At 59.4% G+C, this 15,552-nt stretch carries 13 protein-coding genes; 10 read left to right on the forward strand and 3 right to left on the reverse strand.

The features are described from left to right. Nucleotides 1-5 precede the first annotated feature (5 nt). Complete coding sequence (gene icd / locus GDV60_RS16340) at nt 6-1,262, reverse strand: NADP-dependent isocitrate dehydrogenase (protein WP_029293387.1); 1,257 nt, start codon at nt 1,260-1,262, stop codon at nt 6-8. A 495-nt stretch (nt 1,263-1,757) separates the two neighbouring features. Between icd and GDV60_RS16345 the strand changes: the two genes are divergently transcribed. Continuing rightward, nucleotides 1,758-3,983 (forward strand): NADP-dependent isocitrate dehydrogenase, encoded by a 2,226-nt coding sequence (locus GDV60_RS16345; protein WP_092239097.1) that lies wholly within the window; start codon nt 1,758-1,760, stop codon nt 3,981-3,983. A 52-nt stretch (nt 3,984-4,035) separates the two neighbouring features. Here the strand turns inward: GDV60_RS16345 and GDV60_RS16350 are convergent, their stop codons facing one another. Continuing rightward, the gene (locus tag GDV60_RS16350; protein WP_158682844.1) at nt 4,036-4,890 is read right to left on the reverse strand and encodes a LysR family transcriptional regulator; all 855 of its coding nucleotides are present in this window, start codon (nt 4,888-4,890) and stop codon (nt 4,036-4,038) included. Nucleotides 4,891-4,979: 89 nt separating this feature from the next. Continuing rightward, nucleotides 4,980-5,894, reverse strand: a complete 915-nt coding sequence (locus GDV60_RS16355; protein WP_159908098.1) for a DMT family transporter — start codon at nt 5,892-5,894, stop codon at nt 4,980-4,982. A 213-nt stretch (nt 5,895-6,107) separates the two neighbouring features. On the opposite strand from GDV60_RS16355, the gene GDV60_RS16360 reads away from it, so the two are divergent. From GDV60_RS16360 to GDV60_RS16400, 9 genes are all read left to right on the forward strand, one after another. Next, on the forward strand, nt 6,108-6,554 hold the full coding sequence (locus GDV60_RS16360; protein ID WP_159908100.1) for an NUDIX hydrolase: 447 nt from the start codon (nt 6,108-6,110) through the stop codon (nt 6,552-6,554). Between the two features lie 59 nt (nt 6,555-6,613). Next, complete coding sequence (gene mnmA / locus GDV60_RS16365) at nt 6,614-7,738, forward strand: tRNA 2-thiouridine(34) synthase MnmA (RefSeq protein ID WP_090291412.1); 1,125 nt, start codon at nt 6,614-6,616, stop codon at nt 7,736-7,738. Continuing rightward, a complete protein-coding gene (gene hflD, locus GDV60_RS16370) occupies nt 7,735-8,358 on the forward strand; it encodes a high frequency lysogenization protein HflD (RefSeq protein WP_005789104.1) in 624 nt (207 codons plus the stop codon). Before mnmA ends, hflD begins: the two co-directional genes overlap by 4 nt. A gap of 125 nt (nt 8,359-8,483) precedes the next feature. After that, nucleotides 8,484-9,854: an adenylosuccinate lyase gene (purB, locus tag GDV60_RS16375; RefSeq protein ID WP_029293372.1), complete on the forward strand. Its 1,371-nt coding sequence runs from the start codon at nt 8,484-8,486 to the stop codon at nt 9,852-9,854. Between the two features lie 84 nt (nt 9,855-9,938). Beyond that, nucleotides 9,939-11,108 (forward strand): cupin domain-containing protein, encoded by a 1,170-nt coding sequence (locus GDV60_RS16380; RefSeq protein WP_029293370.1) that lies wholly within the window; start codon nt 9,939-9,941, stop codon nt 11,106-11,108. Next, nucleotides 11,101-11,523, forward strand: a complete 423-nt coding sequence (locus tag GDV60_RS16385) for a GNAT family N-acetyltransferase (RefSeq protein WP_029293368.1) — start codon at nt 11,101-11,103, stop codon at nt 11,521-11,523. The genes GDV60_RS16380 and GDV60_RS16385 overlap by 8 nt, the downstream gene beginning before the upstream one ends. Before the next feature lie 391 nt (nt 11,524-11,914). Further along, nucleotides 11,915-12,640 (forward strand): secretin N-terminal domain-containing protein, encoded by a 726-nt coding sequence (locus GDV60_RS16390; RefSeq protein ID WP_092239091.1) that lies wholly within the window; start codon nt 11,915-11,917, stop codon nt 12,638-12,640. Between the two features lie 508 nt (nt 12,641-13,148). Next, nucleotides 13,149-14,474 carry an isocitrate lyase gene (aceA, locus tag GDV60_RS16395; RefSeq protein WP_003219577.1) on the forward strand — a complete coding sequence of 442 codons (1,326 nt, stop codon included), beginning with the start codon at nt 13,149-13,151 and terminating at the stop codon, nt 14,472-14,474. Nucleotides 14,475-15,132: 658 nt separating this feature from the next. After that, nucleotides 15,133-15,546, forward strand: coding sequence for an NADH-quinone oxidoreductase subunit A (locus tag GDV60_RS16400; protein ID WP_003219575.1), 414 nt, complete (start codon nt 15,133-15,135; stop codon nt 15,544-15,546). Nucleotides 15,547-15,552: the final 6 nt, after the last annotated feature.

Below are 15,552 nucleotides of genomic sequence, written 5' to 3' on the forward strand. Positions count from 1 at the left end.
ACTTATTACATATGCGAAATCAACGCATCGCCAAAGCCCGACGACGACACCAGCTTGGCGCCATCCATCAAGCGCTCGAAGTCATACGTCACGGTCTTGGCCGAGATTGCCCCATTCGTGCCCTTGATGATCAAGTCGGCAGCCTCGGTCCAGCCCATATGGCGCAACATCATTTCCGCCGACAGAATCAATGAACCCGGGTTGACCTGGTCTTTGCCGGCGTATTTGGGTGCAGTACCGTGAGTGGCTTCGAACATCGCCACGGTATCAGACAGGTTGGCGCCCGGTGCAATACCGATACCGCCCACTTCTGCCGCCAGGGCGTCAGAGAGATAGTCACCGTTGAGGTTCAGGGTGGCGATCACATCATATTCGGCCGGACGCAGCAGGATCTGCTGGAGCATGGCGTCGGCAATCGCATCCTTGACCACCACATTGCGGCCGGTGCGCGGGTTCTTCAATTGCATCCACGGCCCACCGTCGAGCAGGGTCGCGCCGAATTCTTCGGCTGCCACTTCATAGGCCCATTCCTTGAAGGCACCCTCGGTGAACTTCATGATGTTGCCTTTATGCACGATGGTCAGCGACTCACGGTCGTTATCCACTACATATTGCAGGGCCTTGCGCGCCAGGCGCTTGGTGCCCTCCTTGGAAACCGGCTTGACGCCAATCCCGCAATCCTGGTCAAAACGGATCTTGGTGACGCCCATTTCTTCCTTGAGGAACTTGATGACCTTGATGGCTTCCGGCGAACCGGCCTTCCATTCGATGCCGGCGTAAATATCCTCGGAGTTCTCACGGAAGATGGTCATGTCCACATCGCCAGGCTTCTTGACCGGGCTTGGCACACCTTCGAACCAACGCACCGGGCGCAGGCAGACATACAGGTCCAGTTGCTGGCGCAGGGCCACGTTCAGCGAACGGATGCCGCCACCGACCGGCGTGGTCAGCGGGCCCTTGATGGAGACCACGTAGTCTTTGACCGCGTCCAGGGTTTCCTGGGGCAGCCAGGTGTCCTGGTCGTAAACTTGAGTGGCCTTCTCGCCGGCATACACCTCCATCCAGGAGATTTTGCGCTTGCCGCCGTAAGCCTTGTTAACAGCTGCATCGACCACCTTGATCATCACCGGGCTGATGTCGACGCCAATACCGTCACCTTCGATGAAGGGAATGATCGGGTTGTCAGGAACATTGAGAGAATGGTCTGCGTTGACGGTGATTTTGTCGCCGACTGCCGGAACCTGAATCTTCTTGTATCCCATGCTGAACTCCGTTTGTGGATTGAACATCTGGCTGTGCCCGAGCCTACTCCAGTTGAATGTGGACTGGAACCTTGCGCCCGGTACATTTGCTGCGAAAACCGTAGATTCGGTCGCCTACAACCTTGAAACAAAAGGGAAAAACGCCAAACTTGAGCATTACGTGCGACTTTAGGCGCAATCCGGTACCTGCGACCTTTAGACCAATGGACGACCCACCTTTTGTATGAAGGCTCGGCGTAAGCATAGCGACCTATGTATAATGCCGCCGCTGACCAAAGAGTCACGACGGCCGACCGCTCTATATCGAGCACCTGCGCCCGAAAAAGCCGGGTTGCCACAGCAGCCCACCCGCTTGACGCTCGACTGATGCAACCCAACATCACCGCGAAGAAACATCGACATTCGGCTCATGGATGACTTTGAACGAACGCGCTTTACCCGGCGCATCTCGAGTTTCCGCGCACGCTTTTAGCAAAGAAGAGAGTTAATCCGAATATGCCCACCCGCTCGAAGATCATCTATACCTTCACCGACGAAGCTCCAGCCCTCGCCACCTATTCACTGCTGCCTATCGTAGAGGCCTTCACCGCTTCCGCTGATATTGAAGTGGAAACCCGCGACATCTCCCTCGCAGGGCGCATCCTCGCAAGCTTCCCCGAGCAACTGGGCACCAAGGCTGTTGCGGACCACCTCGCCGAACTGGGCGCCCTGGCCGTAACCCCCGAAGCCAATATCATCAAGCTGCCGAACATCAGCGCCTCGACCCCGCAGTTGCAAGCCGCGATCAAGGAACTGCAGGCCCAGGGCTACGCCCTGCCGGACTATCCGGAAACCGTAACCACCGACGCGGAAAAAGAAACCCGTGCACGTTACGACAAGGTCAAGGGCAGCGCCGTGAACCCGGTCCTGCGCGAAGGCAACTCTGACCGCCGCGCCCCACTGTCGGTCAAGAACTACGCCCGCAAGCACCCGCACAAAATGGGCGCCTGGGCCGCTGACTCCAAGTCCCACGTGGCTCACATGAGCAACGGTGACTTCTACGGCAGCGAAAAGGCCGTGCAGATCGAAGCCGCCGATGCTGTCAAAATCGAGCTGGTCGGCAAGGATGGCAGCACCACCGTCCTGAAAGAAAAGACCTCCGCACTGGCTGGCGAGATCCTCGACAGCGCCGTGCTGAGCAAGAACGCACTGCGTGCGTTCATTGCCGCCGAAATCGAAGACGCCAAGAAACAAGGCGTGTTGCTGTCGGTCCACCTAAAAGCCACCATGATGAAGGTCTCCGACCCGATCATGTTCGGCCAGATCGTTGCCGAGTTCTATAAAGATGCCCTGGCCAAGCACGCCACCGTGCTCGAACAGATCGGCTTCAACCTGAACAACGGCATCGGCGACCTGTACGCTCGCATCAAGGCCCTGCCTGGCGACCAGCAAGCGCAGATCGAAGCTGACATCCAGGCGGTCTACGCCGCTCGCCCATCGCTTGCGATGGTCAACTCCGACAAAGGCATCACCAACCTGCACGTGCCGAGCGACGTGATCGTCGACGCCTCGATGCCAGCCATGATCCGTGACTCCGGCAAGATGTGGGGCACCGACGGTCAATTGCACGACACCAAGGCCGTGATTCCGGATCGCTGCTACGCCACCATCTACCAGGCGGTCATTGAAGACTGCAAGGCCAATGGTGCCTTCGACCCAACCACCATGGGCAGCGTGCCAAACGTTGGCCTGATGGCGAAGAAAGCCGAAGAGTACGGCTCCCACGACAAGACTTTCCAGATCAAGGCTGACGGCGTAGTTCGCGTCACCGACAGCAAGGGCAACCTGCTGATGGAACAGTCGGTCGAAGCCGGCGATATCTTCCGCATGTGCCAGACCAAAGACGCGCCGATCCAGGACTGGGTCAAACTGGCCGTCAACCGCGCCCGCGCCAGCAACACCCCAGCCATTTTCTGGCTGGACCCGCTGCGCGCCCACGACGGCGTAGTGGTCGAGAAAGTTCAGGCTTACCTGAAAGACCACAACACCGAAGGCCTGGACATCCGCATCATGTCGCCAGTCGACGCGATGAAGTTCACCCTGGAACGCACCCGCAAGGGCCTGGACACCATCTCGGTGACCGGCAACGTACTGCGCGACTACCTGACTGACTTGTTCCCGATCATGGAACTGGGCACCAGCGCCAAGATGCTGTCGATCGTACCGCTGATGAACGGCGGCGGCCTGTTCGAAACCGGCGCCGGCGGCTCGGCGCCAAAGCACGTGCAGCAACTGCTGGAAGAAAACTTCCTGCGTTGGGACTCCCTGGGCGAGTTCCTGGCCCTGGCCGCCTCCCTTGAGCATTTGGGTGTGAACTACAACAACCCGAAAGCCCTGGTACTGTCCAAGACCCTGGACCAGGCCACCGGCCAGTTCCTCGACAACAACAAGTCGCCATCGCGCAAAGTCGGCAACATCGACAACCGCGGCAGCCACTTCTACCTGGCGCTGTACTGGGCACAAGCCCTGGCCGCCCAGACTGAAGATACCGCGCTGCAGGCGCAGTTCGCTCAACTGGCAAAAACCCTGGCCGAGAACGAAGCAACCATCGTTGCCGAACTCAACGCCGTACAGGGCAAGCCAGTGGACATCGGCGGCTACTACGCGCCGAACCCAGAGCTGACCAGCAAGGCTATGCGTCCGAGCGCTACCCTCAATGCCGCGATTGCTGCATTGAAGTAAGGCTGTAGAGGCAACACCACAAACCCCGGCCATGCGCCGGGGTTTGTGTTTTTCAGCCTTTTAATGGCACACCGTACTCCGCACGCCATGCGTTCTCGATAATCGTCAGCAACTGCGATCGGTACCACGGCTGCCAACCCACCCTCTGCCTGAGTTCGACGCCAAACCTGGGCAGTTCCGGCAAAAAACCGATCGGCTCGAGTTTTTTTAGGCCCTGCCCCTGGGCAAACCAGGGCAACAGCGTTACGCCAACCCCAGCCTGGACCGCAGAACGCAACGACACCAAGTCCTCGGACTCATACACACAACGCCATCTGATACCGCTCTCCTCCAGGCGCCGGATCGCCAGACTGCGGAATAGGCAAGGCGCCTTGAACAAGGCCAGCAAAACCTCCTGGCCCTGCGCAGGCATAACCCCATGCTCACCACCCAGCCATTTCAGCGAAAGCGTATGCAAAGGTTCCCCGGCAACTTTTGGCAGTTCATCAATCATCAGGCCAATATCAATCCCACCCTCATTGAACGCTTGCGCGAGCACCAGAGAGCGCGCCACTTTGACCCCGATCCGCACCGACGGCAATTCAACGGCCAGCGCCGCAATCACGCGCTGCAAGATCTCCTCGGAGAAGTACTCGGGGATGCCGAGCATCACAGATTCCTGGGTGCGACTGACATCAAACAGCCCGCCGACCTTGTCGTTGACCTCCAGGATCTGCTGGGCATAACCAATCAGCCGCTCCCCCTCCAGGGTCAGCAGTACCTGACGGTTATCGCGAACAAAAAGCCCGACACCCAACAACTCCTCCAACCGCCGGACCTGTTGGCTGATCGCAGGCTGCGTCAGGGCTAGCGCCTCCGCGGCCCGGGTAAAACTGCCCAACTGCGCAACCTTGAGGAAGCTGCGCAAGGACTGAATATCAAGATTGACTCTCATGGCACACCGAAGCGAGTGAGTAAATACGCCCGAGCATTAGTGCAAGGCTGCGCCCCTATCTGTCAAGAACGCCAGGCCCCTACGAGGTACGCGCATGATTCATCAGGTAAACGCCAACCCCCCGACACCACAAAACCTGCAACTGCCAGCGCACCTGGAGCCTCACCCAGGGTCACGGAGGCCATGATTTGCGTCACCGCCGGAATGACATGGAACAGATTGGTCGCCTTACTCGCCTCCCCTCGCCGAATCATCAGGTACAGCAGGGTCAGCGCGCCGACTGAGTTCATTACAGTGATCCACGCCACCGAAGCGGCGAAGGGCACCCATTGCGTCACCTGCATGGTCTCGGTGGTATAGGCCAGCAGCAACATGACCAGCGATGCGGTGACCATCTGAATGAAACAGCCCACCCACAGGTTGACGCCGCCGAGGAAACGTTTCTGATACAGCGTGCCAAGGGTGATGCCTATCAGCGCCAGCCCCACCGCGCCATAACCGCCGATTGACGCTTCTGAACCATAAAAACTGCTGCCGACCACAATGGCCACGCCGCCCACGCCCAGGATCGAGCCTGGCAGGTCGCGCCAGCTCAATTGCTCGCCTAAACAGAAGTAGGCACCGATCACCACGAATACCGGCATCAACCCGACAATCAGCGCAGCTTGTCCAGCCGGCACACCCTGGCTTATCCCGGTGTAGAGGCCGCCAAATTGCAGGGCCTGCAAGAGCAAACCCACCGCAGCCGCATGAAGGTAAGGTGTGAGCCGCCTAGGCCACTCGGCCTTGATGGCGAGTGCTACTCCCAGGAACACCAGGGCAGCCAAGGCAAACCGATAGAACGTCATGGTAAAGGGCTCGCCATAACGCACACCGAACGCACCGCCGATATAACCGGAGCTCCACAACAGGATGAAGGCAATAGGCAAGGGCGATGTAAGGCGTACTTCGTAGCTTTTGTGGGCAATCGGCTTCATGACACTCTCCAATAACGACTGTTCTGGAGAGGTAAACTGCGCCCCGGCTTGCAAGCGGTAAAATCATATAATGTGCGGCGCAGCATGCATTTTGCTTATGCACCACATGTTCACTGCAGAAACCGAATCAGAATGTGGGAGCTGGCTTGCCTGCTCCCACATTGATAGCAATCCTGTCCAAAAACAGCACCATCCTTTGAATCGAGGCTTTCCATGACCTGGCAACCCCACATCACCGTCGCCACCATCGTCGAAGACAGCGGTCGCTTCCTGATGGTCGAAGAGCTCAAGGGCGGCCGCGCCGTGCTCAACCAGCCCGCCGGGCACCTCGACCCGCACGAAACCCTGACCGAAGCCGCCGTGCGCGAAACCCTTGAAGAAACCGGCTGGGACGTCGAAGCCACCGGCATCGTCGGTATCTACCTGTACACCGCCCCCAGTAATGGCGTGACTTACCAACGGGTCTGCTTCATTGCCAAAGCCCTGCAACACCACCCGGACTATCAGCTCGACGAAGGCATCGTGCGCGCCCGCTGGCTGACCCGTGACGAGCTGATGGCGGTACGCGACGACTGGCGCAGCGAGCTGATCATCCGCTGTATCGATGACTATTTGGCCGGCCAGTGCCACAGTCTCGACCTGATCCGCCCTTCTCTTTAGCCTTGAGGGCGCGAGCCTGCTAGAATCGCGTCCTTTTTCAAGACACCCGTTGAAATCCTATGCGTGATCCAGCCCCTTCTGACACACAAAAGAAGCGCGTCATCGTCGGCATGTCCGGCGGCGTGGATTCTTCCGTTTCCGCCGTTCTGCTCATGGAGCAGGGTTATGAGGTGGAAGGCCTGTTCATGAAGAACTGGGAAGAAGACGATGGAACGGAATACTGCACTGCCATGGACGACCTGGCCGATGCCCAGGCCGTGTGCGACAAGATTGGCATCAAGCTGCACACCGCCAACTTCGCCGCCGAGTACTGGGACAATGTGTTCGAGCACTTCCTGGCCGAATACAAGGCCGGCCGCACGCCGAACCCGGACATCCTGTGTAACCGTGAAATCAAGTTCAAGGCGTTCCTCGACTACGCCATGATCCTCGGCGCCGACCTGATTGCCACAGGCCACTACGTGCGCCGTCGCGATATCGATGGCCGTACCGAGCTGCTCAAGGGCCTGGACCCGAACAAGGACCAGAGCTACTTCCTGCACGCCGTCGGTGGTGAACAGATCGCCAAGACCCTGTTCCCGGTGGGCGAACTGGAAAAGCCCGAAGTGCGCAAGATCGCCGAGAAACACGGCCTGGCTACCGCGAAGAAGAAGGACTCTACGGGGATCTGCTTTATCGGCGAACGCCGCTTCAGCGACTTCCTCAAGCAGTACCTGCCGGCCCAGCCGGGCGAGATCAAGACAACCGAAGGCGAAGTCATCGGCCGTCACCACGGCCTGATGTACCACACCATCGGCCAGCGCCAGGGCCTGGGCATCGGCGGCCTGAAGGACGCCGGTGAAGAGCCGTGGTACGTGCTGGTCAAGGACCTGGAAAACAACGTGCTGATCGTCGGCCAGGGCAACGAGCATCCGTTGTTGTTCTCCGGTGCACTGCTGGCCTCGGAGATCTATTGGGTCAACCCGATCGACCTGAGCACCCCGCGCCGCCTGACTGCCAAGGTGCGCTATCGCCAGAGCGACCAGCCCTGCACCCTGGAAAAGACCGCCAGCGGCTACCGCGCCACGTTCGATGACCCGCAGCGCGCGGTCACGCCTGGCCAATCCGTGGTGTTCTACGACGGTGAAATCTGCCTGGGGGGCGGCGTGATTGAAGTCGCCGAACCCTGGAGCAACCCGGCATGAGCCCGACCCAGGAGCAATTGACGGCACTGGGCGGGGTCTTCCTCGCGGCCGTGCTGGTGGACAAGATCGCCAAGACCGGCCAGGTGACCGAAGCAGGCCTGACGTGCATGCTCGGCAGCCTGTTGGTGGTGGATCCAAAGGACACCCTGGACGTGTACGGCGGCGACGACTTGAGCCTGCGCGAAGGTTATCGTGCCCTGATCGGCGCCCTCGAACGCGACCCCAGCACCTTGCAGCGCGAGCCATTGCGCTACGCCCTGTCGATGCTCGGCCTGGAGCGGCAGTTGGCCAAACGCGACGACTTGCTGGAAACCATTGGCAAGCGCCTGCCGCAGATCCAGTCCCAGGTCGAGCACTTCGGCCCGGCCCACGAAAACGTGATCGCCGCCTGTGGCGCCTTGTACCAGGACACCTTGAGCACCTTGCGCCAGCGGATCCAGGTCCATGGCGACATGCGCAACCTGCAACAACCCAACAACGCCTCGAAAATCCGCGCTCTGCTTCTGGCCGGCATTCGTTCGGCGCGCTTGTGGCGCCAGTTGGGCGGTCATCGTTGGCAGTTGGTCATCAGCCGTCGCAAATTGCTCAAAGAGCTTTACCCGTTGATGCGCAACGAATAAGTCGCAGCCACGGGCTATTTTCAAGCCGTTACGCGTAATACGCCGGTCAGTTGGCGACGGACCGGCGGATTTTTTCATGTATGATACGCGCCCCATTTCGTTGCCCGACTGTCCGAGAACACCCCATGCAGCTCTCTTCGCTCACTGCGGTTTCCCCTGTTGACGGCCGCTACGCCGGCAAAACCCAGGCCCTGCGCCCTATTTTCAGCGAATACGGCCTGATCCGTGCTCGTGTACTGGTTGAAGTGCGCTGGCTCCAGCGCCTGGCCGCTCACCCTGCCATCAGCGAAGTGCCGGCGTTCTCCGCCGAGGCTAACGCTGTACTGAACACCCTGGCGGAAAACTTCTCCCTGGAGCACGCCGAGCGTGTGAAAGAGATCGAGCGCACCACCAACCACGACGTCAAAGCCATCGAATACCTGCTCAAAGAGCAAGCGGCCAAACTGCCGGAACTGGCCCAGGTCAGCGAATTCATCCACTTTGCCTGCACCAGCGAGGACATCAACAACCTGTCCCACGCCCTGATGCTGCGCGAAGGCCGTGATGACGTGATGCTGCCGTTGATGCGCCAGACCGCCAATGCCATCCGCGAACTGGCCATCCGCTTCGCCGACGTGCCGATGCTGTCGCGCACCCACGGCCAACCGGCTTCGCCGACCACCCTGGGCAAAGAACTGGCCAACGTGGTGTACCGCCTGGAGCGTCAGATCGCTCAAGTGGCCGCCGTGCCTTTGCTGGGCAAGATCAACGGCGCCGTGGGCAACTACAACGCCCACCTGTCGGCCTACCCCGAGATCGACTGGGAAGCCAATGCCCGCGCCTTCATCGAAGACGAACTGGGCCTGGGCTTCAACCCGTACACCACGCAGATCGAACCCCACGACTACATCGCCGAGCTGTTCGACGCCATTGCGCGCTTCAACACCATCCTGATCGACTTCGATCGCGATATCTGGGGCTACATCTCCCTGGGCTACTTCAAGCAGCGCACCATCGCTGGCGAAATCGGCTCCTCGACCATGCCGCACAAGGTCAACCCGATCGACTTCGAAAACTCCGAAGGCAACCTGGGCATCGCCAACGCCTTGTTCCAGCACCTGGCCAGCAAGTTGCCGATCTCCCGCTGGCAGCGCGACCTGACCGACTCCACCGTATTGCGCAACCTCGGCGTGGGCTTTGCCCATAGCGTGATCGCGTACGAAGCCAGCCTCAAAGGCATCAGCAAACTGGAACTCAACGCGCAGAAAATCGCCGCTGACCTGGACGCTTGCTGGGAAGTCCTGGCCGAGCCGATCCAGACCGTAATGCGCCGCTACAACATCGAAAACCCGTACGAAAAGCTGAAAGAGTTGACACGCGGCAAGGGCATCAGCCCCGAGGCGCTGCAAACTTTCATCGACGGCCTGGACATGCCAGCCGCGGCCAAGGCCGAGCTGAAACTGCTGACCCCGGCCAACTACATCGGCAACGCTGTAGACCAAGCCAAACGCATCTGATTGCAGCTTGACCCCTTGAGACGCCCGGCAGCGCCGGGCGTTTTTATTCCCGTCTGAAAAGTGCTTTTTTTCAATAGGTTACACATGAATCCTGATATTCCTCTTCAACTTCTAGGCGGCATCACTGCACGGGAATTCCTGCGCGACTACTGGCAGAAAAAACCGCTGCTGATCCGCCAGGCCATTCCTGATTTCGAAAGCCCGATCGATGCCGACGAACTGGCCGGCCTGGCGCTGGAAGAAGAAGTCGAGTCGCGCCTGGTGATCGAGCACGGCGAGCGCCCTTGGGAGCTGCGTCGCGGCCCGTTTGCCGAAGACGCCTTCAGCACCCTGCCCGAGCGCGAGTGGACCCTGCTGGTGCAGGCGGTCGACCAGTTTGTACCGGAAGTGGCCGAGTTGCTGGAGCAGTTCCGCTTCCTGCCAAGCTGGCGCATCGACGACGTGATGATCAGCTTTGCCGCCCCCGGTGGCAGCGTCGGTCCACATTTCGATAACTACGACGTGTTCCTGCTGCAAGCCCAGGGCAAGCGCAACTGGAAAATTGGCCAGATGTGCAGCTCGGAAAGCCCGCTGCTGCAGCACGCCGACCTGCGCATCCTCGCCGAATTCGAAGAGAGCGCCGAATGGGTGCTGGAACCGGGCGACATGCTTTACCTGCCGCCGCGCCTGGCGCACTTCGGCATCGCTGAAGATGACTGCATGACCTACTCGGTAGGTTTCCGCGCGCCAAGCGCCGCCGAAGTGCTGACCCACTTCACCGACTTCCTCAGCCAGTACCTGACCGATGAAGAGCGCTACACCGACGCTGACGCCCAGCCCGTCAGCGATCCGCACCAGATCCAGAGCGACGCCCTCGACCGCCTGAAAAGCCTGCTGGCCGAGCACATGAGCGACGAGCGTATGCTGCTGACCTGGTTCGGCCAATTCATGACCGAGCCACGCTACCCGGAACTGGTCGCAGGCCCCGAAGAACTGGCGCAGGATGAAGTGATCAGCAGCCTGGAAGACGGCGCAGTACTGATCCGCAACCCAAGCGCGCGCCTGGCCTGGTCGGAAGTGGACGACGACGTATTGCTGTTCGCCAGCGGCCAGAGCCGTTACCTGCCAGGCAAACTGCGCGAACTGCTGAAGTTGATCTGCGCGGCCGACGCCCTGCATGTCGACAACCTGGGTCCATGGCTGGCTGATGAAGACGGCCGCGACCTGCTGTGCGAACTGGTCAAGCAAGGAAGCCTGGGGTTTGCCGATGAATAAAATTCACGTAAGTGTCGCAGACTGGCAAAAGGATATCGCCGAGATCCGGCGCATTCGTGAAGCGGTATTTATCGCTGAGCAATCGGTTCCACCTGAGCTGGAGTGGGACGCAGACGACGCTGGGGCCATGCACTTCCTCGCGTTCGAAGGCGACTTTCCCATTGGTACTGCACGCCTGCTGCCCAGCGGCGAGATCGGTCGCGTGTCGGTCCTCAAGGACTGGCGCGGGCTGAAGGTTGGCGACAAGCTGATGGAAGCGGTGATTGGCGAGGCCGAGAAACGCGGCCAGACCCGGCAGTTCCTCAGCGCGCAGGTGTATGCCGCACCGTTCTATGAGCGGCTAGGGTTCAAGATCGTCAGCGGGGAATTCCTGGAAGTCGGGATTCCTCATGTTGATATGGAGCGCGAGGGCTGATCCGAGTCCGAGTCGCTCCCATCGCAGGCAAGCCAGCTCCAACACTTGGAATGTAGGCTCCTGTGGGAGCTGGCGAGCGAGCCTGGTATTGCAAGCGGGCTTGCCGTGGCGAGCGGGCTTGTCGGAACGCCGCATCGCCCGCGCTGGGCTGCGTAGCAGCCCCCCCCTAACCAAACGCCGAGTTCTTCCTGAAAGAACTCGGCGTTTTTATTGGGGCCGCTACGCAGCCCAGCGCGGGCGATGCGGCGTTCCGACAAGCCCGCTCGCCACAACAAGCCAGCTCCCTACTACATGCCGGCCCACTCCATGCTCGCTCACCACAACAATCTACTGCCAGCCAGGACGATAAACTGGCACCATCAAGCCCAAATGACTCGCAGAGATAACGGACATGTCCCTACGCACCCTGCTCACCGCCCTACTGCTATCTGCCAGTTTCACGGCGATGGCAGCCACTGAAGTCTTGCCCTTGAGCAACCGCACCAGCGCCGACCTGCTGCCGGTCGCACAGAGTTTCATTGGCAAGGATGGCACGGTCAGCGCCTATGGCAATCAACTGATCGTCAATGCCGAGCCGGACAAGATCCAGGGCCTGCGCGCCCTGCTCGCACAACTGGACACGCCGTCCAAGCGCTTGCTGATCACCGTCGACACCAACGAAAACAATCAGCAGAGCAACGGCCAGGTCATCACCTACAGCACCGAAAGCCGAGAGGGTGGAATCCAGCAGATCCAGGCCAGCGAAGGCGTGCCCGCGCTGATCCAGGTCGGTCAGAGCGTGCCACTGACCACCACCCAGCCCGATACCTATGGCCGCCCGCAAAACCAGACTCAATACCGCAACGTCACCCAAGGCTTCTACGTCACCGCCAGCGTCACCGGCGAGACCGTACACCTGAGCATCAGCACCAATCGTGACCGTATGAGCCAGGAGCGTCCCGATGTAGTGAATGTGCAAAGTACCGACACAACTGTCAGCGGGCGCCTGGGCGAATGGATCACCCTGGCCGGTATCAATCGCCAGACCCAGGCCGACAAACAGGGCGCGACCCGCACCTACTCGACCCAGGGCCGGGATGACCTGACACTGCGGGTCAAAGTGGACACCTTGAACTGAAGCACCAAAAACTGACTGATTAGTCGTATTAGACCAAAGATGTAGTGCTATAAAAAAAGCACTACAAAACATTTGACGATCCAAAAAAGCATGGGCATGATGGCCTCGCTCCCGCTAATCAGGGGCCCTGGCAAGGGCCTTCGGATCGTCGCTCTAAGCTACCCACCTGAGCCGATTCGTGTCTGTACCGCCCACAAGGTGTGTTTGACGAGGTTGCGACTGGAACGAAGTTGTCCCGAGGGACGGAAGCTAACCAGGTAACCCGGCAACACACTGATGGATCGTACCAAGGCCCACGACGCCCGAAGACTGTTCTCGGTTCGCCTCTACCTGCTCACTTTCTCCCTTGAGCCTATCGTTCATCCCGTCGCCTTCCCCGCCAAGCCCACTTTGACCGCCTAAGCTTCTGGTCAGCGAGCAGCCAATCCCACGCACTGAATACGTGGCTGGCAAACGGAATTTTCAACCCAGTAGTTTTTCCACAAAAGACGCGACGAGGTTTTTCCCCATGGCACTGACACGCGAACAGCAAATTGCAGCCCTTGAAAAAGACTGGGCTGAAAACCCACGCTGGAAAGGCGTGACTCGCGCTTACTCCGCTGCTGACGTCGTCCGCCTGCGCGGCTCGGTTCAACCTGAGCACACTTTCGCAAAACTGGGCGCCGAGAAGCTGTGGAAGCTGGTTACCCAGGGCGCCAAGCCGTCCTTCCGTCCCGAGAAAGATTTCGTCAACTGCATGGGCGCCCTGACCGGCGGCCAGGCTGTGCAACAAGTCAAGGCCGGCATCCAGGCGATCTACCTGTCCGGCTGGCAAGTGGCCGCGGACAACAACTCCGCCGAGTCCATGTACCCTGACCAATCGCTGTACCCGGTGGATTCCGTGCCAACCGTGGTCAAGCGCATCAACAACTCGTTCCGCCGCGCCGACCAGATCCAATGGAAAGCCGGTAAAGGTCCGGGCGACGAAGGCTACATCGACTACTTCGCGCCAATCGTGGCTGACGCCGAAGCCGGTTTCGGTGGCGTACTGAACGCCTACGAGCTGATGAAGAGCATGATCGAGGCAGGCGCCGCCGGCGTGCACTTCGAAGACCAACTGGCTTCCGTGAAAAAATGCGGCCACATGGGCGGCAAGGTACTGGTTCCGACCCAGGAAGCCGTACAGAAGCTGACCGCTGCTCGCCTGGCTGCTGACGTTGCCGGCACCCCGACCATCATCCTGGCACGTACCGACGCTAACGCGGCAGACCTGCTGACGTCGGACTGCGACCCGTACGACCAGCCGTTCGTGACTGGCGAGCGCACCCAGGAAGGCTTCTACAAGGTTCGTGCAGGCCTGGATCAAGCAATTGCCCGCGGCCTGGCCTACGCGCCGTACGCCGACCTGATCTGGTGCGAAACCGCCAAGCCAGACCTGGACGAAGCCCGTCGCTTCGCCGAGGCGATCAAGAAGGAATACCCGGACCAACTGCTGTCCTACAACTGCTCGCCTTCCTTCAACTGGAAGAAAAACCTGGACGACGCGACCATCGCCAAGTTCCAGCGCGAACTGTCCGCCATGGGCTACAAGCACCAGTTCATCACCCTGGCCGGCATTCACAACATGTGGCACAGCATGTTCAACCTGGCGCACGACTACGCCCGCAACGACATGACTGCCTACGTGAAGCTGCAGGAGCAGGAATTCGCTGACGCCGCCAAAGGCTACACCTTCGTGGCGCACCAGCAGGAAGTGGGCACTGGCTACTTCGACGACATGACCACCGTGATCCAGGGCGGCACCTCGTCCGTAACCGCGCTGACCGGTTCGACCGAAGAAGAACAGTTTCACTAAGTGACCTGAGTACACGGCCATTGCGGGCCCGATAGAAAGCTAACCGCAGTGCCGCACGATCTGACGCCCCGACTGGTTCGGGGCGTTTTTTTTGCCCCGAGAAAACCCTCCCACCCCTGCGAAGATCAAAATGTGGGAGCGGGCTTGCTCGCGAAAGCGGTGTGTCAGTCAAAAAACTGCTGGCTGATGCACCGCTTTCGCGAGCAAGCCCGCTCCCACAATAAAAATGCGGCCAGCCTGATGTTTTTGCGCAAAACCTTGATCCAGAGCGGTATTCGCCCAGGAAAATTCAGTTAAAAGTTGTGCGCTGACAACTTGCGCCTAACGGGCAAGTAACAACAACTTTTCCCGCGACGCACTCAACACCCGCTTAAAACTCCCGCAAACAATATTCATTATCATTTAGAGCATTAAAACTTCGTTACACCCTAAACAAAACACAATTGATTAAAATCAAGCTAATGCCCGCAGCGTCTGGGCTACAGCCCCATAAAGGTGCACTATGTCCTTAATTCAGCGAATAAATTAGCTACAGGAATTTTACTTGCTAGGTGTTTAGCCATAAAATCACCGCGATTGATTGCGCTGCGACATATCGTCACTGCGTCGTTACTTTTTCGAGCTCAGAGACCTTTGCTCTCTGTTAAGGATTTCCAGCATGACCGAAGCGACAGGACTCATGGCCCACAACTGGGGCTTTGCCATTTTCCTCCTCGGTGTTGTCGGCCTTTGCGCCTTCATGCTCGGTGTTTCCAGCCTCCTCGGGTCAAAAGCCTGGGGCCGCAGCAAAAACGAACCGTTCGAGTCCGGCATGCTACCTACAGGTGGCGCCCGCTTGCGGCTCTCAGCCAAATTCTATCTGGTCGCGATGCTGTTCGTGATCTTCGATATCGAAGCCCTCTTTCTCTTTGCCTGGTCTGTGTCCGTCCGCGAAAGCGGCTGGACCGGATTCGTCGAAGCTCTCGTTTTCATAGCAATTCTGTTGGCAGGTCTTGTCTACCTGTTCCGAGTGGGCGCCCTTGACTGGGCTCCGGAAGCTCGTCGCAAGCGGCAAGCGAAGCTGAAACAATGAGGCTTT

The sequence above is a fragment of the Pseudomonas sp. DTU12.1 genome, from assembly GCF_009873475.1.
Classification (GTDB): Bacteria; Pseudomonadota; Gammaproteobacteria; order Pseudomonadales; family Pseudomonadaceae; genus Aquipseudomonas; species Aquipseudomonas proteolytica.

What these genes read in the sequence shown, in the direction of transcription:
- icd (WP_029293387.1), bottom strand. Translation starts at nt 1,262, where the DNA reads ATGGGATACAAGAAGATTCAGGTTCCGGCAGTCGGCGACAAAATCACC.
- GDV60_RS16345 (WP_092239097.1), top strand. Translation starts at nt 1,758, where the DNA reads ATGCCCACCCGCTCGAAGATCATCTATACCTTCACCGACGAAGCTCCA.
- GDV60_RS16355 (WP_159908098.1), bottom strand. Translation starts at nt 5,894, where the DNA reads ATGAAGCCGATTGCCCACAAAAGCTACGAAGTACGCCTTACATCGCCC.
- GDV60_RS16360 (WP_159908100.1), top strand. Translation starts at nt 6,108, where the DNA reads ATGACCTGGCAACCCCACATCACCGTCGCCACCATCGTCGAAGACAGC.
- mnmA (WP_090291412.1), top strand. Translation starts at nt 6,614, where the DNA reads ATGCGTGATCCAGCCCCTTCTGACACACAAAAGAAGCGCGTCATCGTC.
- hflD (WP_005789104.1), top strand. Translation starts at nt 7,735, where the DNA reads ATGAGCCCGACCCAGGAGCAATTGACGGCACTGGGCGGGGTCTTCCTC.
- purB (WP_029293372.1), top strand. Translation starts at nt 8,484, where the DNA reads ATGCAGCTCTCTTCGCTCACTGCGGTTTCCCCTGTTGACGGCCGCTAC.
- GDV60_RS16380 (WP_029293370.1), top strand. Translation starts at nt 9,939, where the DNA reads ATGAATCCTGATATTCCTCTTCAACTTCTAGGCGGCATCACTGCACGG.
- GDV60_RS16385 (WP_029293368.1), top strand. Translation starts at nt 11,101, where the DNA reads ATGAATAAAATTCACGTAAGTGTCGCAGACTGGCAAAAGGATATCGCC.
- GDV60_RS16390 (WP_092239091.1), top strand. Translation starts at nt 11,915, where the DNA reads ATGTCCCTACGCACCCTGCTCACCGCCCTACTGCTATCTGCCAGTTTC.
- aceA (WP_003219577.1), top strand. Translation starts at nt 13,149, where the DNA reads ATGGCACTGACACGCGAACAGCAAATTGCAGCCCTTGAAAAAGACTGG.
- GDV60_RS16400 (WP_003219575.1), top strand. Translation starts at nt 15,133, where the DNA reads ATGACCGAAGCGACAGGACTCATGGCCCACAACTGGGGCTTTGCCATT.